At 59.0% G+C, this 25,827-nt stretch carries 23 protein-coding genes; 21 read left to right on the top strand and 2 right to left on the bottom strand.

The genetic code is table 11. The annotated features are described in order from the left end of the window. The first annotated feature begins 71 nt into the window (after window positions 1-71). From nuoC to nuoN, 11 genes are all read left to right on the top strand, one after another. Complete coding sequence (gene nuoC, locus BMW97_RS15000) at window positions 72-1,874, top strand: NADH-quinone oxidoreductase subunit C/D (RefSeq protein WP_023312537.1); 1,803 nt, start codon at window positions 72-74, stop codon at window positions 1,872-1,874. Window positions 1,875-1,876: 2 nt separating this feature from the next. Continuing rightward, entirely contained in the window at window positions 1,877-2,377 is a 501-nt protein-coding gene (gene nuoE, locus BMW97_RS14995; RefSeq protein ID WP_008500208.1) for an NADH-quinone oxidoreductase subunit NuoE, read from the top strand. Then, a complete protein-coding gene (nuoF, locus tag BMW97_RS14990) occupies window positions 2,374-3,711 on the top strand; it encodes an NADH-quinone oxidoreductase subunit NuoF (RefSeq protein WP_008500209.1) in 1,338 nt (445 codons plus the stop codon). Before nuoE ends, nuoF begins: the two co-directional genes overlap by 4 nt. Before the next feature lie 55 nt (window positions 3,712-3,766). Then, a complete protein-coding gene (gene nuoG / locus BMW97_RS14985; RefSeq protein ID WP_045908724.1) occupies window positions 3,767-6,490 on the top strand; it encodes an NADH-quinone oxidoreductase subunit NuoG in 2,724 nt (907 codons plus the stop codon). Continuing rightward, window positions 6,487-7,464 carry an NADH-quinone oxidoreductase subunit NuoH gene (gene nuoH, locus BMW97_RS14980; protein ID WP_008500211.1) on the top strand — a complete coding sequence of 326 codons (978 nt, stop codon included), beginning with the start codon at window positions 6,487-6,489 and terminating at the stop codon, window positions 7,462-7,464. Before nuoG ends, nuoH begins: the two co-directional genes overlap by 4 nt. Before the next feature lie 13 nt (window positions 7,465-7,477). Next, a complete protein-coding gene (nuoI, locus tag BMW97_RS14975; RefSeq protein ID WP_003861491.1) occupies window positions 7,478-8,020 on the top strand; it encodes an NADH-quinone oxidoreductase subunit NuoI in 543 nt (180 codons plus the stop codon). A gap of 10 nt (window positions 8,021-8,030) precedes the next feature. Continuing rightward, window positions 8,031-8,585 carry an NADH-quinone oxidoreductase subunit J gene (gene nuoJ / locus BMW97_RS14970; RefSeq protein ID WP_008500212.1) on the top strand — a complete coding sequence of 185 codons (555 nt, stop codon included), beginning with the start codon at window positions 8,031-8,033 and terminating at the stop codon, window positions 8,583-8,585. Continuing rightward, on the top strand, window positions 8,582-8,884 hold the full coding sequence (gene nuoK, locus BMW97_RS14965) for an NADH-quinone oxidoreductase subunit NuoK (RefSeq protein ID WP_003861496.1): 303 nt from the start codon (window positions 8,582-8,584) through the stop codon (window positions 8,882-8,884). The genes nuoJ and nuoK overlap by 4 nt, the downstream gene beginning before the upstream one ends. Then, window positions 8,881-10,722 carry an NADH-quinone oxidoreductase subunit L gene (gene nuoL / locus BMW97_RS14960; RefSeq protein WP_023325763.1) on the top strand — a complete coding sequence of 614 codons (1,842 nt, stop codon included), beginning with the start codon at window positions 8,881-8,883 and terminating at the stop codon, window positions 10,720-10,722. Before nuoK ends, nuoL begins: the two co-directional genes overlap by 4 nt. Before the next feature lie 76 nt (window positions 10,723-10,798). Then, entirely contained in the window at window positions 10,799-12,328 is a 1,530-nt protein-coding gene (gene nuoM / locus BMW97_RS14955; RefSeq protein ID WP_008500214.1) for an NADH-quinone oxidoreductase subunit M, read from the top strand. Between the two features lie 6 nt (window positions 12,329-12,334). Beyond that, window positions 12,335-13,792 carry an NADH-quinone oxidoreductase subunit NuoN gene (gene nuoN, locus BMW97_RS14950; protein WP_024908971.1) on the top strand — a complete coding sequence of 486 codons (1,458 nt, stop codon included), beginning with the start codon at window positions 12,335-12,337 and terminating at the stop codon, window positions 13,790-13,792. A gap of 92 nt (window positions 13,793-13,884) precedes the next feature. On the opposite strand, the gene BMW97_RS14945 is transcribed toward nuoN, so the two are convergent. Then, window positions 13,885-14,889, bottom strand: coding sequence for a chemotaxis protein (locus BMW97_RS14945; RefSeq protein WP_032652809.1), 1,005 nt, complete (start codon window positions 14,887-14,889; stop codon window positions 13,885-13,887). A 64-nt stretch (window positions 14,890-14,953) separates the two neighbouring features. Further along, window positions 14,954-15,871 (bottom strand): ribonuclease BN, encoded by a 918-nt coding sequence (gene rbn / locus BMW97_RS14940; RefSeq protein WP_045908723.1) that lies wholly within the window; start codon window positions 15,869-15,871, stop codon window positions 14,954-14,956. Window positions 15,872-15,942: 71 nt separating this feature from the next. On the opposite strand from rbn, the gene BMW97_RS14935 reads away from it, so the two are divergent. The 10 genes from BMW97_RS14935 to BMW97_RS14890 all read left to right on the top strand — a co-directional run bounded on the left by BMW97_RS14935 (window position 15,943) and on the right by BMW97_RS14890 (window position 25,811). After that, a complete protein-coding gene (locus tag BMW97_RS14935; RefSeq protein ID WP_045908722.1) occupies window positions 15,943-16,404 on the top strand; it encodes a GNAT family N-acetyltransferase in 462 nt (153 codons plus the stop codon). Between the two features lie 53 nt (window positions 16,405-16,457). Next, window positions 16,458-16,763: a stress response protein ElaB gene (elaB, locus tag BMW97_RS14930; protein ID WP_008500219.1), complete on the top strand. Its 306-nt coding sequence runs from the start codon at window positions 16,458-16,460 to the stop codon at window positions 16,761-16,763. Between the two features lie 86 nt (window positions 16,764-16,849). Next, a complete protein-coding gene (gene menF, locus BMW97_RS14925; protein ID WP_045908721.1) occupies window positions 16,850-18,145 on the top strand; it encodes an isochorismate synthase MenF in 1,296 nt (431 codons plus the stop codon). Window positions 18,146-18,233: 88 nt separating this feature from the next. Next, entirely contained in the window at window positions 18,234-19,904 is a 1,671-nt protein-coding gene (menD, locus tag BMW97_RS14920; protein ID WP_045908720.1) for a 2-succinyl-5-enolpyruvyl-6-hydroxy-3-cyclohexene-1-carboxylic-acid synthase, read from the top strand. Beyond that, complete coding sequence (gene menH, locus BMW97_RS14915; RefSeq protein ID WP_045908719.1) at window positions 19,901-20,677, top strand: 2-succinyl-6-hydroxy-2,4-cyclohexadiene-1-carboxylate synthase; 777 nt, start codon at window positions 19,901-19,903, stop codon at window positions 20,675-20,677. The genes menD and menH overlap by 4 nt, the downstream gene beginning before the upstream one ends. Further along, complete coding sequence (gene menB / locus BMW97_RS14910; RefSeq protein ID WP_039023994.1) at window positions 20,674-21,531, top strand: 1,4-dihydroxy-2-naphthoyl-CoA synthase; 858 nt, start codon at window positions 20,674-20,676, stop codon at window positions 21,529-21,531. Before menH ends, menB begins: the two co-directional genes overlap by 4 nt. Then, entirely contained in the window at window positions 21,531-22,496 is a 966-nt protein-coding gene (menC, locus tag BMW97_RS14905) for an o-succinylbenzoate synthase (protein ID WP_045908718.1), read from the top strand. Before menB ends, menC begins: the two co-directional genes overlap by 1 nt. Then, window positions 22,493-23,854 carry an o-succinylbenzoate--CoA ligase gene (gene menE, locus BMW97_RS14900; protein WP_045908717.1) on the top strand — a complete coding sequence of 454 codons (1,362 nt, stop codon included), beginning with the start codon at window positions 22,493-22,495 and terminating at the stop codon, window positions 23,852-23,854. Before menC ends, menE begins: the two co-directional genes overlap by 4 nt. 124 nt (window positions 23,855-23,978) lie before the next feature. Then, the gene (locus BMW97_RS14895; protein ID WP_023616384.1) at window positions 23,979-24,518 is read left to right on the top strand and encodes a YfaZ family outer membrane protein; all 540 of its coding nucleotides are present in this window, start codon (window positions 23,979-23,981) and stop codon (window positions 24,516-24,518) included. A gap of 93 nt (window positions 24,519-24,611) precedes the next feature. Further along, the gene (locus BMW97_RS14890) at window positions 24,612-25,811 is read left to right on the top strand and encodes a nicotinamide mononucleotide deamidase-related protein YfaY (RefSeq protein WP_045908716.1); all 1,200 of its coding nucleotides are present in this window, start codon (window positions 24,612-24,614) and stop codon (window positions 25,809-25,811) included. Window positions 25,812-25,827: the final 16 nt, after the last annotated feature.

Raw genomic sequence — 25,827 nt, 5'->3', positions numbered from 1 at the left:
GAGAACACCTTCGCATATCACTACTCAAATAGCGCGAAGCCAGGCTCAACAGTCACCACGGACCATTTGCAATGGTGAACAATATGACCGACTTAACCGCGCAAGAAGCCGCCTGGCAGACCCGGGATCATCTGGATGACCCAGTCATTGGCGAACTGCGCAACCGTTTTGGGCCGGATGCCTTTACTGTTCAGGCTACCCGCACCGGGGTACCCGTTGTTTGGGTGAAGCGTGAACAATTGCTGGAAGTTGTCGATTTCCTCAAGAAATTGCCAAAACCGTACGTCATGCTGTTTGACTTACACGGCATGGATGAACGTCTCAGAACGCACCGCCAGGGTCTCCCTGCTGCGGATTTTTCCGTTTTCTACCACCTGATCTCAATAGACCGTAATACGGATATCATGCTCAAGGTGGCATTGTCTGAAAACGACATGCATCTGCCGACGATCACCAAACTTTTCCCGAACGCCAACTGGTACGAGCGTGAAACCTGGGAAATGTTCGGCATGACCTTTGACGGCCACCCGCACCTGACGCGCATCATGATGCCGCAGACCTGGACCGGCCACCCGCTGCGTAAAGACTACCCGGCACGTGCTACCGAATTCGATCCGTTTGAGCTGACCAAAGCCAAGCAGGATCTGGAGATGGAAGCGCTGACCTTCAAACCGGAAGACTGGGGCATGAAGCGCGGTACCGACAACGAGGACTTCATGTTCCTCAACCTCGGTCCAAACCACCCGTCTGCGCACGGTGCATTCCGTATTATTCTTCAGCTCGACGGTGAAGAGATTGTCGACTGCGTGCCTGACATCGGTTACCACCACCGTGGTGCTGAGAAGATGGGCGAGCGTCAGTCCTGGCACAGCTACATTCCGTATACCGACCGTATCGAGTACCTCGGCGGCTGCGTCAACGAAATGCCATACGTGCTGGCCGTTGAGAAACTGGCAGGTATTGTTACGCCGGATCGCGTTAACGTGATTCGCGTCATGCTGTCAGAACTGTTCCGTATCAACAGCCACCTGCTATACATCTCCACGTTCATTCAGGACGTCGGCGCGATGACCCCGGTCTTCTTCGCCTTTACCGACCGTCAGAAAATCTACGATCTGGTAGAAGCCATTACCGGTTTCCGTATGCACCCGGCCTGGTTCCGTATCGGCGGTGTGGCACACGATCTGCCGCGCGGCTGGGACCGTCTGCTGCGTGAATTCCTCGACTGGATGCCGAAACGTCTGGCGTCTTACGAGAAAGCCGCGCTGCGCAACACCATCCTGAAAGGCCGTTCCCAGGGCGTTGCTGCCTACGGCGCGAAAGAGGCGCTGGAGTGGGGGACGACAGGGGCAGGTCTGCGTGCGACCGGTATTGATTTCGACGTGCGTAAAGCCCGTCCTTACTCTGGCTACGAGAACTTCGACTTTGAAGTCCCGGTGGGCGGCGGCGTGTCCGACTGCTACACCCGCGTGATGCTGAAAGTGGAAGAGCTGCGCCAGAGTCTGCGCATCCTTGAGCAGTGCCTCAACAACATGCCGGAAGGCCCGTTCAAGGCGGATCACCCGCTGACGACGCCGCCACCGAAAGAGCGCACGCTGCAACATATCGAAACCCTGATCACCCACTTCCTGCAGGTTTCCTGGGGTCCGGTCATGCCGGCGCAAGAATCCTTCCAGATGATTGAAGCGACCAAGGGTATTAACAGTTACTACCTGACCAGTGACGGCAGCACCATGAGCTACCGTACCCGCGTGCGTACGCCGAGCTTTGCGCACCTGCAGCAGATCCCGTCCGCCATCCGCGGCAGTCTGGTCTCCGACCTGATTGTGTATCTGGGTAGTATCGATTTTGTTATGTCAGATGTGGACCGCTAATTATGCACGAGAATCAACAACCACAAACCGAGGCTTTTGAGCTGAGTGAAGCAGAACGTGCCGCCATTGAGCACGAGATGCACCACTACGAAGACCCGCGTGCGGCGTCCATTGAAGCGCTGAAAATCGTACAGAAACAGCGTGGTTGGGTGCCGGATGGGGCGATCTATGCGATCGCGAAAGTGCTGGGTATTCCGGCAAGTGACGTAGAAGGCGTAGCCACGTTCTACAGCCAGATCTTCCGTCAGCCGGTAGGCCGCCATGTGATCCGCTACTGTGACAGCGTGGTCTGCCACATCACCGGTTATCAGGGCATTCAGGCTGCGATTGAGAAGAAGCTCAATATCAAGCCGGGCCAGACCACGTTCGATGGTCGCTTTACTCTGCTGCCAACCTGCTGCCTGGGTAACTGCGACAAGGGGCCGACCATGATGATTGATGAGGACACTCACAGTCATCTGACGCCGGAAGCGATTCCTGACCTGCTGGAGCAGTACAAATGAAAACTGTAATTCGTACTGCTGAGACGCATCCGCTGACCTGGCGTCTGCGTGATGACAAACAGCCGGTATGGCTCGACGAATATCAGAGCAAAAACGGCTATGCCGGTGCGCGTAAAGCCCTTGGCGGCATGGCGCCGGACGACATCGTTAACGCGGTAAAAGAGTCTGGCCTGAAAGGCCGCGGCGGCGCGGGCTTCTCCACCGGTCTGAAGTGGAGTCTGATGCCAAAAGACGAATCCATGAACATCCGTTACCTGCTGTGTAACGCCGATGAAATGGAGCCGGGCACCTATAAAGACCGCCTGCTGATGGAGCAGCTACCGCACCTGCTGGTGGAAGGCATGCTGATCTCCGCGTTTGCGCTGAAAGCGTACCGTGGTTACATCTTCCTGCGCGGTGAGTACATCGAAGCAGCGGAAAACCTGCGTCGCGCGATTGCCGAAGCCACCGAAGCGGGGCTGCTGGGCAAAAACATCCTGGGTACCGGGTTTGACTTCGAACTGTTCGTGCACACCGGTGCCGGGCGTTACATCTGCGGTGAAGAGACTGCGCTGATTAACTCCCTTGAAGGCCGCCGCGCGAACCCGCGTTCCAAGCCACCGTTCCCGGCCAGCTCCGGCGTGTGGGGGAAACCGACCTGCGTAAACAACGTCGAAACCCTGTGTAACGTTCCGGCTATCCTCGCGAACGGCGTGGAGTGGTATCAGGGCATCTCCTCAAGCAAAGATGCCGGTACCAAGCTGATGGGCTTCTCCGGTCGCGTGAAAAATCCTGGCGTCTGGGAACTGCCGTTCGGTACCACCGCGCGCGAAATTCTTGAAGACTACGCCGGCGGCATGCGCGATGGCCTGAAATTCAAAGCCTGGCAGCCGGGTGGGGCAGGGACAGACTTCCTGACTGAAGCCCACCTTGACCTGCCGATGGAATTCGAAAGCATTGGTAAAGCAGGCAGCCGTCTGGGTACGGCGCTGGCGATGGCCGTCGACCACGAGATCGGCATGGTGTCGCTGGTGCGTAACCTGGAAGAGTTCTTCGCCCGTGAGTCCTGCGGCTGGTGTACACCGTGCCGTGATGGTCTGCCGTGGAGCGTGAAAATCCTGCGTGCAATCGAACGTGGCGAAGGCCAGCCTGGCGATATCGAAACACTTGAGCAACTGTGTCGATTCTTAGGCCCGGGTAAAACCTTCTGTGCCCACGCACCGGGTGCCGTCGAACCTCTGCAGAGCGCGATCAAATATTTCCGCGACGAGTTCGAAGCAGGCATCAAGCAGCCGTTCAGCAATACCCATGCGATCAATGGGATTCAGCCGAACCTGCTTAAAGCGCGCTGGTAACGACAAGAATTTTGATTAACGCTCGGTTTCGACCGAGCCAACTGGAAGCATGCTAATGGCTACGATTCATGTAGACGGCAAAGAATACGAAGTCAACGGGGCGGACAACCTGCTGGAAGCTTGTCTGTCTCTTGGCCTCGATATTCCGTACTTTTGCTGGCATCCGGCGCTGGGCAGCGTCGGTGCTTGCCGCCAGTGTGCGGTGAAGCAATATCAAAACGCGGAAGACACGCGTGGTCGCCTGGTGATGTCCTGTATGACGCCAGCCACCGAAGGCACCTTTATTTCGATTGATGACGAAGAAGCCAAACAGTTCCGCGAAAGCGTGGTGGAGTGGTTAATGACCAACCACCCGCACGACTGTCCGGTTTGTGAAGAGGGCGGTAACTGCCACCTTCAGGATATGACCGTGATGACCGGTCACAGCTTCCGTCGCTATCGCTTTACCAAGCGTACCCACCGTAACCAGGATCTGGGGCCGTTCATCTCTCACGAAATGAACCGCTGCATCGCCTGCTATCGCTGCGTGCGTTACTACAAAGACTATGCAGACGGTCAGGATCTGGGCGTGTATGGCGCGCATGACAACGTCTACTTCGGTCGTCCGGAAGACGGCGTGCTGGAGAGCGAATTCTCCGGTAACCTGGTAGAAATCTGCCCGACCGGCGTCTTCACGGATAAAACTCACTCCGAGCGTTACAACCGTAAATGGGACATGCAGTTTGCACCAAGCATCTGCCAGCAGTGTTCCCTCGGCTGTAACACCAGCCCGGGTGAGCGCTACGGCGAACTGCGTCGTATTGAAAACCGCTACAACGGTACCGTTAACCACTACTTCCTGTGCGACCGCGGTCGTTTCGGCTATGGCTATGTGAACCTGAAAGACCGTCCGCGTCAGCCGGTTCAGCGCCGTGGCGACGATTTCATTACCCTGAACGCAGAACAGGCGATGCAGGGCGCGGCAGATATTCTGCGCCAGTCGAAGAAAGTGATCGGTATCGGCTCCCCGCGTGCCAGCATCGAAAGCAACTTCGCGCTGCGCGAGCTGGTCGGGGCGGAAAACTTCTATACCGGCATCGCTCAGGGCGAGCAGGAACGTCTGCAGCTGGTACTGAAAGTGCTGCGTGAAGGCGGTATCCATACCCCTGCGCTGCGCGAAATCGAATCCTATGATGCGGTCCTGGTGCTGGGTGAAGACCTGACCCAGACAGGCGCCCGCGCAGCTCTGGCGGTTCGTCAGGCGGTGAAGGGTAAAGCACGTGAAATGGCAGCGGCGCAAAAAGTGGCTGACTGGCAGATTGCGGCGATCCTGAACATCGGTCAGCGCGCGAAGCATCCTCTGTTTGTGACCAACGTCGACAATACCCGTCTGGACGATATCGCGGCGTGGACCTACTGCGCACCGGTTGAAGATCAGGCGCGTCTTGGCTTTGCCATTGCCCACGCGCTGGACAACAACTCACCGGCCGTTGAGCTGGATCGCGACCTGCAAAACAAGGTTGACGTGATTGTTCAGGCCCTGGCCGGTGCGAAGAAACCGCTGATTATTTCCGGTACCAACGCCGGTAGCGCAGAGATCATTCAGGCCGCAGCCAACGTGGCCAAAGCCCTGAAAGGCCGCGGTGCTGACGTCGGTGTGACCATGATTGCCCGTGCGGTGAACAGCATTGGTCTGGGCATGATTGGTGGCGGCTCGCTGGAAGCTGCGTTAAGCGAACTGGAATCCGGTGCCGCTGACGCCGTGGTGGTGCTGGAAAACGACCTGCATCGTCATGCTTCTGCCGCTCGCGTTGACGCCGCGCTCTCCAAAGCGCCGCTGGTGATGGTGATTGACCATCAGCGCACCGCGATTATGGACAAAGCGCACCTGGTGCTCTCTGCGGCAAGCTTCGCAGAAAGCGACGGTACCGTTATCAACAACGAAGGCCGCGCGCAGCGTTTCTTCCAGGTTTATGACCCGTCTTACTACGACAGCAACACCGTGATGCTGGAAAGCTGGCGCTGGCTGCACTCCCTGCACAGCACCGTGCAGAGCCGTGAAGTGGACTGGACGCAGCTCGACCACGTTATCGACGCGGTGGTGGAAAAACTGCCTCAGCTGGCAGGCATTAAAGATGCCGCGCCTGAAGCGAGCTTCCGCATTCGCGGCCAGAAACTGGCGCGTGAACCGCACCGTTACAGCGGCCGTACCGCAATGCGCGCCAATATCAGCGTGCACGAACCGCGCCAGCCGCAGGATAAAGACACCATGTTCGCCTTCTCCATGGAAGGGAACAACCAGCCGTCTGCGCCGCGTTCGCAAATCCCGTTCGCATGGGCACCGGGCTGGAACTCCCCGCAGGCATGGAACAAGTTCCAGGCTGAAGTGGGCGGCTCCCTGCGCCACGGCGATCCGGGCGTGCGTCTGATTGAAGCTTCCGAAACCGGTCTGGACTTCTTCACCACCGTACCGGCGAGCTTCCAGCCGCAGGACGGTAGCTGGCGTATTGCGCCGTACTACCACCTGTTCGGTAGCGACGAGCTGTCCCAGCGTTCACCGGTCTTCCAGACCCGTATGCCGCAGCCGTACATCAAGCTTAACCCGGCGGATGCCGCGAAGCTTGGCGTTAACGCGGGTGCGAACATCGCCTTTAGCTATGACGGCCAGACCATCAGCCTGCCGCTGATTATTTCTGAAAGTCTGACAGCAGGGCAGGTCGGTCTGCCGATGGGTATGCCTGGCATCGCGCCGGTTCTGGCGGGTGCGCGTCTTGATAATCTGCAGGAGGCAAAAGCATGAGTTGGTTAACGCCGGATCTTATCGACATCCTGCTGAGCATTCTGAAAGCGATTGTTATCCTGCTGGTGGTGGTCACCTGCGGCGCGTTCATGAGCTTTGGTGAACGTCGTCTGCTCGGTCTGTTCCAGAACCGTTACGGACCGAACCGCGTGGGCTGGGGTGGTTCACTCCAGCTGGTCGCGGATATGATCAAGATGTTCTTTAAAGAGGACTGGATCCCGCGCTTCTCGGATCGCGTGATCTTTACTCTGGCACCGATGATCGCCTTCACCTCGCTGCTGCTGGCGTTTGCTATCGTGCCGGTGAGCCCGACCTGGGTGGTCGCTGACCTGAACATCGGCATTCTGTTCTTCCTGATGATGGCAGGCCTCGCGGTTTACGCGGTCCTGTTCGCAGGCTGGTCCAGTAACAACAAATACTCGCTGCTGGGTGCGATGCGTGCTTCCGCGCAGACCCTGAGCTACGAAGTGTTCCTGGGGCTCTCCCTGATGGGCGTGGTGGCGCAGGCCGGTTCATTCAACATGACCGACATCGTCAACAACCAGGCCGACATCTGGAACGTTATTCCGCAGTTCTTTGGGTTTATTACCTTTGCCATCGCGGGCGTGGCAGTGTGTCACCGTCACCCGTTTGACCAGCCAGAAGCCGAACAGGAACTGGCCGACGGTTACCACATCGAATATTCCGGTATGAAATTCGGTCTGTTCTTCGTGGGCGAGTACATCGGTATTGTCACCATTTCCGCGTTGATGGTAACGCTGTTCTTCGGTGGCTGGCATGGCCCGTTCTTACCGCCGTTCATCTGGTTCGCGCTGAAAACCGCGTTCTTCATGATGATGTTCATTTTGATTCGCGCAGCGTTACCGCGTCCGCGTTATGACCAGGTAATGTCCTTCGGCTGGAAAGTGTGCCTGCCGCTGACGCTCGTCAACTTGTTGGTAACGGCCGCTGTCATTCTCTGGCAGCAGCCATAAGGGGCAATAGACCATGACCTTAAAAGAATTACTGGTAGGCTTCGGTACCCAGGTACGCAGTATCTGGATGATCGGCCTGCATGCGTTTGCCAAACGCGAAACCCGGATGTACCCGGAAGAGCCGGTATATCTGCCGCCGCGCTACCGTGGCCGTATCGTGCTGACGCGCGACCCGGACGGTTCCGAGCGCTGCGTTGCCTGTAACCTGTGTGCGGTAGCGTGCCCGGTCGGCTGTATCTCTCTGCAAAAAGCCGAGACGGTAGACGGCCGCTGGTACCCTGAGTTCTTCCGCATCAACTTCTCACGCTGCATCTTCTGCGGTCTGTGTGAAGAAGCGTGCCCAACCACGGCGATTCAGCTCACTCCAGACTTCGAGCTGGGTGAGTACAAGCGTCAGGACCTGGTGTACGAGAAAGAGGATCTGCTGATTTCCGGTCCGGGCAAATACCCGGAATATAACTTCTACCGGATGGCGGGTATGGCAATCGACGGCAAAGATAAGGGCGAAGCAGAGAACGAAGCTAAGCCTATCGACGTCAAGAGCCTGTTACCGTAAGGAGAGGGCAATGGAATTCGCTTTTTATATCTGTGGCCTTATCGCCATCCTGGCTACGCTGCGAGTGATCACGCACACCAATCCGGTGCATGCGCTGCTGTACTTAATCATCTCGTTGCTGGCCATTTCCGGGGTGTTCTTCGCACTGGGCGCGCACTTCGCCGGTGCGCTGGAAATCATCGTCTACGCCGGGGCCATCATGGTGCTGTTCGTGTTCGTGGTGATGATGCTGAACCTGGGCGGCTCTGAAATTGAGCAGGAACGTCAGTGGTTAAAACCGCAGGTGTGGATCGGCCCGGCAATTTTGTCGGCCATCATGCTGGTGGTGATCGTTTACGCCATTCTGGGTGTTAACGATCAGGGCATCGACGGCACGCCGATTGGCGCGAAAGAGGTGGGTATCACGCTCTTTGGCCCATACGTTCTGGCAGTGGAACTGGCCTCAATGCTGCTGCTGGCAGGTCTGGTTGTGGCTTTCCACGTTGGCCGCGAAGAGCGTGCTGGCGAGGTGCTGAGCAACCGCACTGACGACCGCGCGAAAAGAAAAACGGAGGAGCGCGCATGATCCCCTTAACACATGGACTGATCCTCGCTGCGATTTTATTCGTTCTGGGTCTGACCGGTCTGGTTATCCGCCGCAATCTGCTGTTTATGCTGATCGGGCTGGAAATCATGATTAACGCCTCCGCGCTGGCCTTCGTGGTCGCCGGAAGCTACTGGGGCCAGACCGATGGTCAGGTGATGTACATTCTCGCCATCAGCCTCGCGGCTGCCGAAGCGAGTATTGGCCTGGCGCTGTTGCTGCAGCTCCATCGTCGCCGCCAGAATCTGAACATCGATTCAGTAAGTGAGTTGCGTGGATGAACATGCTTGCCTTAACCATTATTTTTCCGCTGATTGGCTTCGTGCTGCTGGCGTTTTCTCGCGGCCGCTGGTCTGAGAATCTGTCTGCAACCGTCGGCATGGGCTCTGTTGGCCTGGCCGCGCTGGTGACAGCGTATGCGGGTATCGACTTCTTTAACAACGGGCGTCAGCCTTTCAGCGTGCCGCTGTGGACCTGGATGTCCGTCGGTGATTTCAACATCGGTTTCAACCTGGTGCTGGATGGTCTCTCCCTGACCATGCTCTCCGTGGTCACCGGCGTCGGCTTCCTGATCCACATGTTCGCCTCCTGGTATATGCGCGGTGAAGAGGGTTACTCCCGCTTCTTCGCCTACACCAACCTGTTTATCGCCAGCATGGTGGTTCTGGTCCTGGCCGATAACCTGCTGCTGATGTATCTGGGCTGGGAAGGCGTGGGTCTGTGTTCTTACCTGCTGATCGGTTTCTACTATACCGATCCGAAGAATGGCGCAGCGGCCATGAAAGCGTTCGTCGTGACCCGCGTGGGTGATGTCTTCCTCGCTTTCGCGCTGTTCATTCTTTACAACGAACTGGGCACGCTGAACTTCCGCGAAATGGTGGAACTGGCGCCAGCGCACTTCGCCGCAGGCAACAACATGCTGTGGTGGGCAACGCTGATGCTGCTGGGTGGTGCCGTGGGTAAATCCGCACAGCTGCCGTTGCAGACATGGCTGGCCGACGCGATGGCGGGTCCAACCCCTGTCTCCGCGCTGATCCACGCTGCGACCATGGTTACCGCCGGTGTCTACCTGATTGCGCGTACCCATGGGCTGTTCCTGATGACCCCGGAAATTCTGCATCTGGTGGGTATCGTCGGTGCGGTCACGCTGGTGCTGGCAGGCTTTGCCGCGCTGGTGCAGACCGACATCAAGCGCGTTCTCGCGTACTCAACCATGAGCCAGATTGGTTACATGTTCCTCGCGCTGGGCGTTCAGGCGTGGGACGCGGCCATTTTCCACCTGATGACGCACGCGTTCTTTAAAGCGCTGCTGTTCCTCTCATCCGGTTCGGTGATTCTGGCCTGCCATCACGAGCAGAACATCTTCAAAATGGGCGGACTGCGTAAGTCCATCCCGCTGGTCTATGTCTGCTTCCTGGTGGGCGGCGCGGCGCTGGCGGCACTGCCGTTGATCACCGCGGGCTTCTTCAGTAAGGACGAAATCCTTGCGGGTGCCATGGCGAATGGTCATATCAATCTTATGGTTGCGGGTCTGGTCGGTGCGTTCATGACCTCCCTGTATACCTTCCGTATGATTTTCATCGTATTCCACGGTAAAGAACAAATTCACGCTCACGCAGGGAAGGGGATTACCCATCACCTGCCGCTGATTGTGCTGCTGGTACTGTCCACCTTCGTTGGCGCGATGATTGTGCCTCCGCTGCAGGGCGTGCTGCCAGACACCACCGAGCTTGAGCACGGTCGCGTTCTGACGCTTGAAATCACCTCCGGTGTGGTCGCTATCGCGGGCATCCTGATTGCCGCATGGCTATGGCTGGGTAAACGTACGCTGGTCACTGCCGTGGCCAACAGTGCGCCGGGCCGCCTGCTGGGCACCTGGTGGTACAACGCGTGGGGCTTCGACTGGCTGTACGACATGATCTTCGTTAAGCCGTTCCTGGGCATCGCGTGGCTGCTGAAGCGCGACCCGCTGAACAGCCTGATGAATATCCCGGCGATCCTTTCCCGCTTTGCAGGCAAAGGCCTGCTGTACAGCGAGAACGGTTACCTGCGCTGGTATGTGGCGTCCATGAGCATCGGTGCGGTTGTCGTGCTGGCGCTGCTGATGGTGTTGCGTTGATCGTTAAGTGAATTTTATTCGAATTCGTTGAAAATCAGGCCCCTGCTGGGGGCCTTAAAAAGGAATGTAAATCGCCATGTTACTACCCTGGCTAATATTAATTCCCTTCATCGGCGGCTTCCTGTGCTGGCAGACTGAACGCTTTGGCGTGAAGATGCCGCGCTGGATCGCGCTGATCACCATGGGATTGACGCTCGCGCTTGGCCTGCAACTGTGGTTGCAGGGCGGTTACTCACTGACCCAGTCTGCGGGCATTCCGCAGTGGCAGTCTGAGTTCATCCTGCCGTGGATCCCACGTTTCGGCATTACGATCCACCTGGCGATTGACGGTCTCTCACTGCTGATGGTGGTGTTGACCGGTCTGCTCGGCGTTCTGGCGGTACTCTGCTCCTGGCGTGAAATCGAAAAATACCAGGGCTTCTTCCACCTGAACCTGATGTGGATCCTGGGCGGCGTAATCGGCGTGTTCCTTGCCATCGACATGTTCCTGTTCTTCTTCTTCTGGGAGATGATGCTGGTTCCGATGTACTTCCTGATCGCGCTGTGGGGCCACAAGGCATCCGACGGTAAAACGCGTATCACGGCGGCAACCAAGTTCTTCATCTATACCCAGGCGAGTGGTCTGGTGATGTTGATTGCCATTCTGGCGCTGGTGTTTGTTCACCACAACGCGACCGGCACCTGGACCTTCAACTACGAAGACCTGCTGAAGACCCCAATGTCTCACGGCGTGGAATATCTGCTGATGCTGGGCTTCTTCATCGCCTTCGCGGTGAAAATGCCGGTGGTTCCGCTGCACGGCTGGCTGCCAGACGCGCACTCTCAGGCGCCAACGGCGGGTTCCGTTGACCTGGCGGGCATCTTGCTGAAAACGGCTGCCTACGGTCTGCTGCGTTTCGCTCTGCCGCTGTTCCCGAATGCCTCCGCAGAATTCGCACCGATTGCCATGTGGCTGGGTGTCATCGGTATCTTCTACGGTGCCTGGATGGCCTTCACCCAGTACGACATCAAGCGTCTGATTGCTTATACCTCCGTTTCCCACATGGGCTTCGTGCTGATTGCTATCTACACCGGCAGCCAGCTGGCGTACCAGGGGGCGGTGATCCAGATGATTGCGCACGGTCTGTCCGCAGCCGGTCTCTTCATCCTGTGCGGTCAGCTGTACGAACGTCTGCACACCCGCGACATGCGTATGATGGGCGGCCTGTGGAGCAAAATTAAGTGGCTGCCAGCGCTCTCCATGTTCTTCGCGGTGGCGACTCTGGGGATGCCGGGCACCGGTAACTTCGTCGGCGAATTTATGATTCTGTTCGGCAGCTTCAAAGTGGTACCGGTGATTACCGTGATCTCCACCTTTGGTCTGGTGTTCGCTTCCGTCTACTCGCTGGCGATGCTGCACCGCGCTTACTTCGGTAAAGCGAAGAGCGAAATTGCTGCACAAGAACTGCCGGGGATGTCGCTGCGTGAGCTGTTCATCATCCTGCTGCTGGTCGTACTGCTGGTGCTGCTGGGCTTCTTCCCGCAGCCGATTCTGGATACCTCGCACAGCGCGATGGGCAATATCCAGCAGTGGTTTGTTAATTCTGTTTCTACTACAAGGCCGTAATTCGCCATGACAATAACTCCACAACAACTGATCGCGCTGCTACCGCTGCTGATCGTCGGATTGACGGTGGTGGTTGTGATGCTCTCCATTGCGTGGCGACGCAATCACTTCCTGAATGCCACGCTGTCGGTCATCGGCCTGAACGCCGCGTTAGTCTCTCTCTGGTTTGTTGGCCAGGGTGGGGCGATGGACGTCACTCCGCTGATGCGCGTTGACGGTTACGCCATGCTGTATACCGGTCTGGTGCTGCTGGCGAGCCTGGCAACCTGTACCTTTGCGTACCCGTGGCTCGAAGGCTACAACGACAACAAAGAAGAGTTTTACCTGCTGGTTCTGATTGCCGCGCTGGGCGGCATTCTGCTGGCGAATGCGAACCACCTGGCCGCGCTGTTCCTCGGCATTGAGCTGATCTCTCTGCCGCTGTTCGGTCTGATTGGTTACGCCTTCCGCCAGAAGCGCTCGCTGGAAGCAAGCATCAAGTACACCATCCTGTCTGCGGCGGCGTCCTCGTTCCTGCTGTTTGGTATTGCGCTGGTGTACGCACAATCCGGTAACCTCTCCTTTATGGCGCTCGGCAAGAGCCTCGGTGACGGCATGCTGCATGAGCCGCTGCTGCTGGCGGGGCTGGGTATGATGATTGTTGGCCTTGGCTTCAAACTCTCTCTGGTGCCGTTCCACCTGTGGACGCCAGACGTATACCAGGGCGCGCCAGCGCCGGTGTCGACCTTCCTGGCGACGGCGAGCAAAATCGCCATCTTCGGGGTGGTTATGCGTCTGTTCCTGTACGCACCGGTGGGTGACAGCGAAGCGGTTCGCGTAGTGCTGGGCATTATTGCGTTCGTCTCCATCATCTTCGGTAACCTGATGGCGCTGAGCCAGACCAATATCAAACGTCTGCTGGGCTACTCGTCTATCTCTCATCTGGGCTACCTGATGGTGGCGCTGATTGCGCTGCAGAGCGGTGAGATGTCAATGGAAGCCGTGGGCGTCTATCTGGCCGGTTACCTGTTCAGCAGCCTCGGCGCCTTCGGCGTGGTGAGCCTGATGTCCAGCCCGTACCGTGGTCCGGATGCCGATTCACTGTTCTCCTACCGTGGTCTGTTCTGGCACCGTCCGATCCTGTCCGCGGTGATGACGGTGATGATGCTCTCTCTGGCAGGTATTCCGATGACGCTCGGCTTTATCGGTAAGTTCTACGTGCTGGCCGTCGGTGTGCAGGCGCACCTGTGGTGGCTGACTGCGGGCGTGGTGATCGGCTCTGCGATTGGTCTCTACTACTACCTGCGCGTGGCCGTGAGCCTGTACCTGAGCGCGCCTCAGCAGCTCAACCGTGATGCCCCAACCAACTGGCAGTACAGCGCTGGCGGTATTGTGGTTCTCATCTCCGCGCTGCTGGTGCTGATCTTCGGTATCTATCCGCAGCCGCTGATTGATATCGTGCAGCGAGCGATGCCATTAATGTAAAAACAAAAAACCCGCCTCGGCGGGTTTTTTTATGGTTTTCTCCCTCTCCCTCTGGGAGAGGGCCGGGGTGAGGGCACCAGCCCGCACCATGCTTAAGCCAGCTGTTTACGGCTAATCAACGGCCCGTCAATCTTCTTCATCGAGCGGTCCAGCACTTCCTCAATCACTGACGACAGCTCGTTCAGCTCAAACTTCGCGACGTAGCCATCCGCTTTCACCTTACGAATATGGTCTTCGTTGGCGTTGCCGGAAAGGGAAGAGTGGATCACGACCGGAATATCTTTCAATACCGGATCGGTTTTGATTTTGCGCGTCAGCGTAAAACCGTCCATCTCCGGCATTTCGAGGTCGGTCAACACCAGCGCGATCTTATCGGTGATGGGAACACCCTCAGCCTGCGCCTGTGCGGCCAGAACCCCAATTTTCTCCCACGCCTCTTTGCCGGTGATATGCAGCTGCGCCGGGATCTCCATCGCCTGCAGGCCTTTCTCCAGCATCGAGCGCGCCACTTTGGAGTCTTCCGCGACGATGGCGACCGCGCCCGGCTTGATATGGAATTTGGTGGTTTTCAGATTGGTGGCGTGCAGATCGTGATTGGCCGGAGTGATGTCATACAGGATCTGCTCAACGTCCAGCACCATCGCCAGATCGTTGGTATCGCTCTTCTCATCAAGACACGCAATGCTGGTGATGTAGCGACCGCTGACGGCGGTTTCCGCCGCGTGCACCTGCTTCCAGTCCAGACGCATGATGTTCTCAACCGACTCCACGGCAAACGCCTGCACGCTGCGCGCGTATTCGGTGATCAGCAGGATATTCAGCCCGGTGGTAGGCTTACAGCCCGCCACGGCGGCCAGGTCGATCACCGGGATCACCTGATCGCGAATATTCACCATTCCCATCAGCGGTGATTTCATCCCGGCGGGTTTCGTGAACTCCGGCATCGGCACAATTTCACGCAGCTTAAAGACGTTAATGCCAAACAGCTCAGATTTATTTTCGTTAAGAGAGGTGCCAAGACGGAACAGCAACAGTTCAAAACGGTTCGACAGGGTCAGATTCGCCCTGTCATCAATATCTTTCTGGAAATTATCCATTCTACCCTCGAGAGAAATGCTGACCTTTTAATCGTTATCGGCATCCTGAGGGAAAAATGAAGGACTAAACGCTGACCTGAGCGAAATCTTCGGCCAGCTCACATTCCGGGAACAGCGCGCGACACTCAGCCAGCAGCTTTTCACAGCCCCGCGCGTCGTAGCGCGAGCTGACGTGGGTGACGATGAGCCTCCCGACGCCCGCGTCACGGGCAAGCTGCGCCGCCTGTCGCGTCGAGCTATGACCCCGGCCGTTGGCTTTCTCTTCCATCGCCGTTTCAAGGGTCGCTTCATGTACCATCACGTCCACGCCCTGGGCCAGCGTGAGCGCCGCCCGGCACGGGGCCGTGTCGCCAAAAATAGCCAGCTTCTTGCCGGGCTGCGGTGCGGCGAGATAATCCTGACCGTTGATGACGCGCCCGTCCTCCAGCGTGACGGTCTCACCGTGCTTCAGGCGCTGGAACAGCGGTCCGGGTTTTACGCCATCGGCCATCAGCGCGGCGGCGTCCAGCGCGCCGGGTTTGTCATGCGCATCAATGCGATAGCCATAGCACTCGACAGGGTGATTGAGCGGCTGAGCGCTCACCTTATAATCGCCGTCATCGAAAATCAGGCCTTCGCTAATCTCAACGACCTCCAGCGGATAATCCGTCCACGACCCGCTCAGGCGCAGTGTGGTTTCAACGAATTCACGAATACCCGCAGGCCCATAAATCGTCAGCGGGTTGGCGTTACCGGCCATCGAGCGGCTGCACAGCAGGCCGGGAAGGCCAAACAGATGGTCGCCGTGCAGATGGGTGATAAAAATTTTATCCAGCTTGCCGGGGTGATAAGCGGTGTGTAACAGCTGATGCTGCGTCCCTTCACCACAGTCAAACAGCCACAGCCCGCCGCGGGTGGGGTGTTTAAGATCCAGCAGTATCGCCGTCACATTTCGTGAGCGGGTTGGCACGCCCGCGGACGTACCCAGAAAAATCAGTTCCATAACGCAATCAGCCCTTTGCCGAACGGGGAGGGGTTTAGTATAACGTGATGAACCCCAGGAAGGAGACTGACATGATCCAGTGGCAAGATTTACACCATAGTGACCTCACCGTTCATTCACTTTACGCCCTGCTGAAACTGCGCTGCGAAGTGTTCGTGGTTGAACAGACCTGCCCGTATCAGGACATCGACGGCGACGATCTCGTCGGCGAGAACCGCCATATCCTCGGCTGGCGGAATAACGAGCTGGTGGCGTATGCGAGGATTCTGAAAAGCGAAGACGATTTTGAGCCTGTCGTCATTGGCCGCGTCATCATCATCGGCAAAGCGCGCGGTGAAAAACTGGGCTACCAGCTGATGGAGAAAACGCTGGAGGCATGCCAGAAACAGTGGCCGAACAAGGCGTTATACCTGGGCGCGCAGGCGCACCTGCAGTCCTTCTACGGCCACTTTGGTTTCGTGCCGGTCACCGAGGTGTACGATGAAGACGGCATTCCCCACATCGGCATGGCGCGGGAAGCGAAGCAGGCGTAATGACGAGTCGTTGGCTATAGTTAGCGGACTGGTGTACTAACATGGAGAAAAATATGTCATTTCAATCCTGGGATACCCGTATCGACGACGACCTGGCCTTACTGAGCGAAACGCTTGAAGAGGTGTTACGTTCCTCGGGCGACCCTGCCGATCAGAAATATATTGAGCTAAAAGCCCGCGCCGAGCAGGCGCTGCATGAAGTGAAAAACCGCGTCAGCCATGCGTCTGATACCTACTACTACCGCGCCAAAAAAGCGGTGTACCGTGCCGATGATTACGTGCATGAAAAACCGTGGCAGGGTATTGGAGTCGGTGCTGCCGTCGGGCTGGTACTGGGGCTGCTCTTAGCCCGTCGTTAGGCCGCTTAACCACTCCCTATACGTGGGTACTGCTATTTATTGCCAGTACCCCGTATAATACTAGGTTTTAACAGGGAGAGGTTCGCGTGAATTCGATTTTCCTCGCGCTGGAGCAATTGCGTACCCAGCTTTCGCAAGCGTTACCCGCAACACCCGGCATACGTCATTTCGACGTCTCTTTCCCGTTAAACGACGCTTTCGACCCTCTCGCCTGGCTTGGGGCGCAGCAGTGCTATCCGCAGTTTTACTGGCAGCAGCGTAACGGCGATGAAGAGCTGGCTGCGCTGGGGGCGGTGATCCCCTTTTCCTCTCTGGCGTTAGCCACGCAGTTTTTGCGTGAGCAAAACGCGGCAGGTGATACCCGTATCTGTGGCCTGAACGCCTTTACTCCGGAGCAGGGCAGCCTCTTTTTACCGCGACTGCTCTGGCGACGCACCGCCGGCACCGCTACGCTGCGTCTGCAGCTGTGGAGTGATTATTCACTTCAGGAAGATGCCCTCGCCGCGCGGGATTTTTTAGAGCAACTCCGTCCTGCGAGATCTATCCGTCCGCTGTCCGTTCAGGTTGAGCACGAAACCCATCAGCCGCAACAGGCCGAATGGCTGACGCTTATCCGCAGAGCGACGGAGACCATCGCGCGCGGTGATTTTGAAAAGGTGGTTCTCGCCCGGGCAACCGATATCCGGTTTACACAGCGGGTTAACCCTGTCGCGCTGATGGCGGCCAGCCGCGCCCTGAATTTACATTGCTACCATTTCTGCATGATTTTCGACGCCAGCAACGCGTTTCTTGGCTCGACCCCCGAGCGTCTCTGGCGGCGGCGCGGCACGCTGCTGCGCACCGAAGCGCTGGCGGGCACCGTCGCCAGCCATGCCGATGATGGCCAGGCGCAGCGTCTCGGCGAGTGGCTGCTGAACGACGATAAAAACCAGCGCGAAAATATGCTGGTCGTGGAAGATATTTGCCAGCGTCTTCAGCACTACACGCAGACGCTTGAGGTACTGCCCCCCCAGGTGGTGCGCCTGCGTAAAGTGCAGCATTTGCGCCGCTGTATCTGGACCGAACTCAAACAGGCCGACGACGAGCAGTGCCTGCATATGCTACAGCCGACGGCGGCCGTTGCCGGATTACCGCGACAGCCTGCGCGCGAATTTATTCAGAAGGTTGAGCCCTTTAACCGCGAGTGGTACGCCGGTTCTGCCGGGTATTTATCGCCTGACCAGAGTGAATTTTGCGTGGCGTTGCGCTCCGCCCGCGTCCAGGATGACTCCCTGCGGCTCTACGCCGGGGCCGGCATTGTCAGCGGGTCTGACCCGGAACAGGAGTGGCAGGAGATCGAAAACAAAGCGGCCGGATTGCGCTCTCTGCTCCTTAGGGATTAATACTGATTCGCGCAATCCCGATTCATATCAAAATTCCAATTTTTTCTATTATTTATACTGTGTCGCATTCTTGATACCGGACAATCTCATGTCAGTAAGTTCTTTTAACCGACGCTGGGCGGCGGTGATCCTTGAAGCCCTGACGCGCCACGGCGTCAGGCACGTGTGTATTGCACCGGGTTCTCGCTCAACGCCGCTGACGCTGGCGGCCGCCGAAAACCGGGCGTTGATTCACCACACCCACTTTGATGAGCGTGGCCTCGGGCATCTCGCGCTGGGTCTGGCAAAGGTCAGCAAAGAACCCGTGGCGGTGATTGTTACTTCCGGTACTGCCGTGGCGAACCTCTATCCGGCTCTGATTGAAGCCGGGTTAACCGGTGAAAAGCTGATTCTGCTGACGGCCGATCGTCCCCCTGAGCTTATCGACTGCGGCGCCAATCAGGCCATCCGTCAGCCGGGACTCTTTTCTTCGCATCCTTCGCAGACGATTTCGCTGCCCCGTCCCACCCAGGATATTCCGGCAAGCTGGCTGGTCTCCACCGTCGATCATGCCATGGAGACGCTGCGCAGCGGGGCGCTGCATATTAACTGCCCGTTTGCCGAGCCGCTCTACGGCGAGCTGGACGATACGGGTCTTGACTGGCAGCAGACCCTCGGCGACTGGTGGCAGAGTGAGAAACCGTGGCTGCGCGAGCAGACGCACCTTGAGAGCGCGAAACAGCGCGACTGGTTCTTCTGGCGGCAGAAGCGTGGCGTGGTTATCGCCGGGCGCATGAGCGCCGCCGAAGGCAAGCTGGTCGCCGAGTGGGCGCAAACCCTGGGCTGGCCGCTGATAGGCGACGTGCTTTCCCAGACCGGGCAGCCGCTGCCGTGCGCGGATCTCTGGCTGGGTAATGCCAAAGCGCTCACCGAGCTGTCGCATGCGCAGATTGTGGTCCAGCTTGGATCGAGTTTAACCGGCAAACGGTTACTGCAGTGGCAGGCCACCTGCACACCGGACGAATACTGGCTGGTGGACGCGCTGGAAGGGCGTCTTGACCCGGTGCACCATCGCGGTCGTCGTCTGGTCAGCCGTATCGACGCCTGGCTGGCGCTCCATCCGGCTGAAAAACGCAAACCCTGGGCGGTTACCCTCCCGGACCTGTCGCGGCAGGCGTGGGAATTGACCCATGCGCGCTGTGAAGCGTTCAGCGAGGCCGGGCTGGCGCACCGTATTCGCCAGTACCTGCCCGAGCAGGGGCAGCTGTTTGTCGGCAACAGCCTGGTCGTGCGGCTGATAGACGCCTTTTCGCAGCTGCCAGCAGGCTACCCGGTGTACAGCAACCGTGGCGCCAGCGGCATCGACGGACTGATCTCCACGGCGGCAGGCGTGCAGCGCGCCAGCGCGAAATCGACGCTGGCCATCGTGGGGGATCTCTCCGCGCTCTACGATCTCAACGCGCTGGCGCTGCTGCGTCAGGTGTCAGCCCCGTTCGTGCTGATTGTGGTCAACAACAACGGCGGGCAGATTTTCTCCCTGCTGCCTACGCCGCAGAGCGAGCGCGAGCGCTTCTATCTGATGCCGCAGAACGTGCAGTTCGAACACGCCGCGGCGATGTTTAGCCTGAAATATCATCGCCCGGAAAGCTGGGAACAGCTGGGTGCCGCGCTCGGTACAGCCTGGAAACAGCCCGGCGCGACGCTGATTGAGCTGGTGGTGAACGAGGCTGACGGTGCGCAGACCCTGCAAAGCCTGCTGGCGCAGGTGAGCCAGCTGTGATCCTCTCGGGCGTGCAGCAGGCCGGAAAACCAGGCTATCCCTGGCTGGTCTTTTTGCACGGTTTTTCCGGCGATTGCCGCGAGTGGCAGGGTGTTGGGGAGCGACTTCGTGACTACCCCCGGCTGTATCTGGATCTGCCGGGTCACGGTGGATCCCGGCACCTGGGCGTCGAGGGCTTCGACGAGATGAGCGCGTTGCTCACCCGAACTCTGATTAGTTACAACATACTGAAATTCTGGCTCGTCGGGTACTCCCTCGGCGGCCGCATTGCGATGTTCCATGCCTGCCAGCAGCCAAAGGGGCTGTTGGGCCTGACGGTAGAAGGGGGACATCCGGGCCTGCAGGATGCCGATGCGCGACAGGCGCGGCTGGCATCCGACCGCCGCTGGGCAGCACGTTTTCGCAGCGAACCGCTGGATAAGGTGTTCGCTGACTGGTACCAACAGCCCGTGTTTGCCTCCCTGACGGACGCCCAGCGCGACACGCTGATCACCCTGCGCAGCCAGAACCGCGGCGCGGCGCTGGCGATGATGCTCGAGGCGACGTCGCTGGCCGTGCAGCCCGACCTGCGTGCTGCCCTGAGCGCGCGCGATTTCTCTTTTGATTATCTCTATGGCGAACGTGATGAGAAGTTTGCGGCCCTTGCCGCGGAGCTGAACGCTGTTCGCCATGCAATTCCCAACGCCGGACACAACGCCCACCGGGAAAACCCCGATGCGGTTGCGGCAAGTCTGGCTCAGATACTGCGTCTTCGAATAAAGGACACTCTATGATCTACCCTGATGAACACATGCTTTACGCTCCGGTTGAATGGCAGGACTGCTCCGAAGGCTACACCGACATTCGTTACCACAAATCCACCGACGGCATTGCCAAAATCACCATCAACCGCCCGCAGGTGCGTAACGCCTTCCGTCCGCTGACCGTGAAAGAGATGATTCAGGCCCTGGCGGATGCGCGCTACGACGACAACATCGGCGTGATTGTCCTGACCGGCGAAGGCGAGAAAGCGTTCTGCTCCGGTGGCGATCAGAAAGTGCGCGGTGACTACGGCGGATACCAGGACGACGCGGGTACGCATCACCTGAACGTCCTCGATTTCCAGCGTCAGATCCGCACCTGTCCAAAACCGGTGGTGGCGATGGTGGCGGGCTATTCCATCGGCGGTGGCCACGTGCTGCACATGATGTGCGACCTGACCATTGCCGCCGAGAACGCCATCTTTGGCCAGACGGGCCCGAAAGTGGGATCTTTCGATGGCGGCTGGGGGGCCTCCTACATGGCGCGCATCGTCGGTCAGAAAAAAGCCCGCGAAATATGGTTCCTGTGCCGTCAGTACAACGCGCAGGAAGCGCTGGATATGGGCCTGGTGAACACCGTGGTGCCGCTTGCCGAGCTCGAAAAAGAGACCGTGCGCTGGTGCCGTGAAATGCTGCAAAACAGCCCGATGGCGCTGCGCTGCCTGAAGGCTGCACTCAACGCCGACTGCGACGGTCAGGCGGGTCTGCAGGAGCTGGCGGGCAACGCCACCATGCTGTTCTACATGACCGAAGAGGGTCAGGAAGGGCGCAACGCGTTTAACGAAAAACGCCAGCCGGACTTCAGCAAATACAAACGGAACCCGTAATGCGTCGCGCGCAGGTTTACCGCTGGCAGATACCGATGGACGCGGGCGTGGTGCTGCGTGAACGGCGGTTAAAAACCCGTGATGGCTTCTTCGTGCTTCTGCAGCAGGGCGAGCGGGAAGGCTGGGGCGAGATTTCGCCTCTGCCGGGGTTTAGCCTCGAGTCGCTGGATGACGCGCGGGCGGCCTTGCTGGCGTGGGCGGACGCGTGGTGCGAGGGTGCAAATCCGGCGCTGCCGGAGGTGCCTTCCGCGGCCTTTGGTATCAGCTGCGCGCTGGCCGAACTGGACGGCAGCCTGCCGGAAGCGGGGAATTACCGCGCGGCGCCGCTCTGCACGGGCGATCCGGACGAGCTGTTCGCGCTGCTCTCCGCCATGCCGGGCGAGAAAGTCGCGAAAATCAAAGTTGGGCTCTACGAGGCGGTGCGTGACGGCATGGTCGCCAACCTGCTGCTGGAGGCGATCCCCGATCTGCATCTGCGTCTGGACGCCAACCGCGCCTGGACGCCGCTTAAGGCGCAGCAGTTTGCGAAGTACGTCAACCCGGCCTACCGGAGCCGCATTGCCTTCCTCGAAGAGCCGTGCAAAACCCGCGAGGATTCGCGCGCGTTTGCCCGCGAAACGGGGATTGCCATCGCCTGGGATGAAAGCCTGCGCGAGGCCGATTTTGAATTTGCCGCAGAGCCCGGCGTCAGCGCAGTGGTGATTAAACCGACGCTGACCGGCAGCCTGGCGAAAGTGCGCGAGCAGGTCGCGGCGGCGCATGCCCTAGGGCTGACGGCGGTGATCAGCTCGTCGATTGAGTCCAGCCTTGGGCTAACCCAGCTGGCGCGCGTGGCCGCCTGGCTAACGCCGGATACGGTGCCTGGCCTCGACACGCTGAACCTGATGCAGGCTCAGCTTCTCCGCCCGTGGCCGGACAGCGCGCTGCCGTGCCTCGACGTCGCGGCGCTGGAGCCGTTGCGATGAGTTTTACCGACTGGCCGTGGCGACACTGGTGCGCGCTGTTTGCCGATAAACCGGCCCTGAGGCTGAACGACGAGGTGCTCAGCTGGCAACAGCTGTGCGCGCGCATCGATAGCCTTGCGGCAGGCTTTCACCAGCAGGGCGTGGAGGAGGGCTGCGGCGTGCTGCTGCAGGCCCATAATCATCCGCAAACCCTGCTGGCGTGGCTGGCGCTGCTCCAGTGCGGGGCGCGTATTCTTCCCGCTAATCCGCAACTGCCGCGCCCGCTGCTGGACGTGCTGCTCCCGCAGATGACGCTGCGCTTTGCGCTGGTGCTGGACGGCAGCTACGACGGCCTTCCTGCCCTGAGCATGCGCGAGACCGCCGATGCGTATTGCGCTGCGTGGCAACCGGCGCGGCTGGCCTCTATGACGCTGACCTCCGGATCCACCGGGCTGCCGAAAGCGGCGGTCCATACCTGCGAGGCTCATCTTGCCAGCGCGCGCGGCGTTTTGGCGCTGATGCCCTACGGTGAAGACGACGACTGGCTGCTTTCGCTGCCGCTGTTTCACGTTTCCGGCCAGGGGATTTTATGGCGCTGGCTGCAGGCCGGCGCGCGGTTAACCGTACGCGAGAAACAGCCTCTGGAGCAGGCGCTGTGCGGCTGCACCCACGCCTCGCTGGTGCCAACCCAGCTCTGGCGTCTGCTGAATGCCCACCAGCCTGTCGCACTGAAAGCGGTGCTGCTGGGTGGGGCGGCCATCCCTGTTGAATTGACCGAACAGGCGCGAGAGCAGCATATACGCACCTTCTGCGGCTACGGTCTGACCGAGTTTGCCTCTACCGTCTGTGCGAAAGAGGCGGACGGCGAGCCGGACGTGGGCTGTGCGCTGCCGGGCAGAGAGGTGCAGGTCGTTAACGGTGAAGTCTGGATCAGGGCGCAAAGCATGGCCTCAGGCTACTGGCGGGATGGCGAACTGATTTCGCTGACCAACGCGCAGGGTTGGTTCGCCACACGCGATCGCGGCGAATGGCATGACGGCCGTCTGACGATCCTTGGCCGCATGGACAACCTCTTTTTTAGCGGTGGAGAAGGGATCCAGCCGGAATCGCTGGAGCGCGTTATCGCCACGCACCCGCAGGTTAACCAGGTGTTTGTCGTTCCGCTGGACGACGCTGAATTCGGGCAACGCCCGGTGGCGGTAGTGGAGTGTGAGCCGGGAACGGATATCACCTGCTTACCCGACTGGGTCAGGGACAAGGTGGCGCGTTTTGAGCAACCCGTCCGCTGGCTGCTGCTGCCGACTGAACTCAAAAATGGCGGCATTAAAGTTTCGCGCCGCGCGCTGCAGGAGTGGGTTAACGCAGCGCTGAAGGGATAATAGCCGTTTCAAATAGTTACAATCTACTGACCGGCCGCACGCAGAGTGCTTGATCCCCGGAAGACCCAGGTTAAAATCTCGCGGTTTTGGGACTTCTCTATAAAAATTGTGCGGGATCACGACAATGAAAAAAGTGGCATTACTGGGCTTCGGCCTGATGGTTGTATCTGCGGCGGCGAACGCCATTAGCATTAACGGCTCGGCGGGTCAGGATTATACCCACCTGGGCTTTGGCATGGGTACCGAGACATCCGGTCTGGCGATGACCGGCGGCTGGACGCATAACGATGACGACGGCGACGCGGCCAGCCTCGGCCTGGGTCTCAACGTTCCTCTTGGCCCGTTCCTGGCGACCGTCGGCGGTAAAGGTATCTATACCAACCCAAACGACGGTGATGAAGGGTATGCGGCGGCAGTGGGCGGCGGTCTGCAGTGGAAAATTGGCGACAGCTTTGGGCTGTTTGGTGAGTACTACTACTCTCCAGACTCCCTCTCAAGCGGTATCGACAGCTATGAAGAGGCCAACGCTGGCGCACGCTGGACCATCATGCGTCCAATCACCATCGAAGCAGGCTATCGCTACCTGAACCTGGCCGGCAAAGACGGCAACCGCGATAACGCGCTGGCCGACGGCCCGTACGTGGGCGTCAGCGCAGGCTTCTAATCTCTCCGGCGCGGCATGCTGTCGCGCCAGTTTCTCTCTGCTCCACCCCGCGTTTGCGCTATAGTGTTTTGACCAAATAAGCGGGAGAACACAATGATTAACGTGGAGATGTTATCCACCGGCGACGAAGTGCTGCATGGACAAATTATTGATACCAATGCTGCCTGGCTGGCCGATCTTTTCTTTGAGCAAGGATTACCGTTAACGCGCCGCAATACGGTGGGCGACAATCTTGAGTCACTGGTCGCTGTTCTGCGCGAGCGCAGTGAACAGTGCGACGTGCTGATTGTGAACGGCGGGCTCGGCCCCACCAGTGACGATCTCAGTGCCCTGGCCGCCGCGACCGCAAAAGGCGAAGGGCTGGTGCTGCATGAGGCGTGGCTCTCGCAGATGGCGCGTTTTTTCTCCGAACGTGGCCGCGTCATGGCCCCCAGCAACCGCAAACAGGCTGAAATTCCCGCCAGTGCTGAACTGGTCGATAACCCGGTCGGTACCGCGTGTGGGTTTGCCATGCAGCTGAACCGCTGTCTGATGTTCTTCACGCCGGGCGTGCCCTCAGAATTTAAAGTGATGGTCGAGCAGCAGATCCTGCCGCGCCTTCGCGATCGTTTTACCCTGCCGGAACCGCCGCTGTGCCTGCGTTTGACCACCTTTGGTCGCTCGGAAAGCGATCTGGCCCAGAGCCTCGATCACCTTCCGCTGCCGCCGGGCGTGTCCATGGGCTATCGCTCCTCCATGCCGATCATTGAACTTAAGCTGACAGGCCCGGCCGAACAGAAAGAGGCGATGCTGGCGTTGTGGCCCGAGGTGCAGCGCGTGGCGGGCGAAAGCCTGATCTTTGAAGGTACGGAAGGGTTGCCCGCGCAGATTGCGAAGCAGCTGCAGGCGCGTCAGCTGAGCGTGACCTTAAGCGAGCAGTTCACCGGTGGCCTGCTGGCACTTCAGTTGTCGCGCGTCAACGCGCCGCTGCTGGCGAGCGAAGTGGTGCCGTTCCAGCAGGAGACCCTGGCGCAGACCGCCCGCTGGGCGTCCGAGCGAAGGGTGAAGCATTTTGCCGGTCTGGCGCTGTTTGTCGGCGGGCTGGATGAAGAACATCTCAACTTCGCGCTGGCGACGCCCGAGGGCACCCACGCCCTGCGGGTAAAAATGAGCATTACCCGCCACAGCCTGGCGGTGCGTCAGGAGGTGTGCGCTATGATGGCGCTGAACATGCTGCGCCGCTGGCTGAATGGCAAAGAGGTGGCCAGCGAGCACGGCTGGATTAACGTGGTTGAGTCGCTGTTCGTGGAGTAACGCCTGTGCCGGGGCC

This window comes from Enterobacter sp. NFIX58, from assembly GCF_900110475.1.
GTDB lineage: Bacteria > Pseudomonadota > Gammaproteobacteria > Enterobacterales > Enterobacteriaceae > Enterobacter > Enterobacter quasiroggenkampii.
This window is presented reverse-complemented; position numbering and strand designations above follow the sequence as displayed.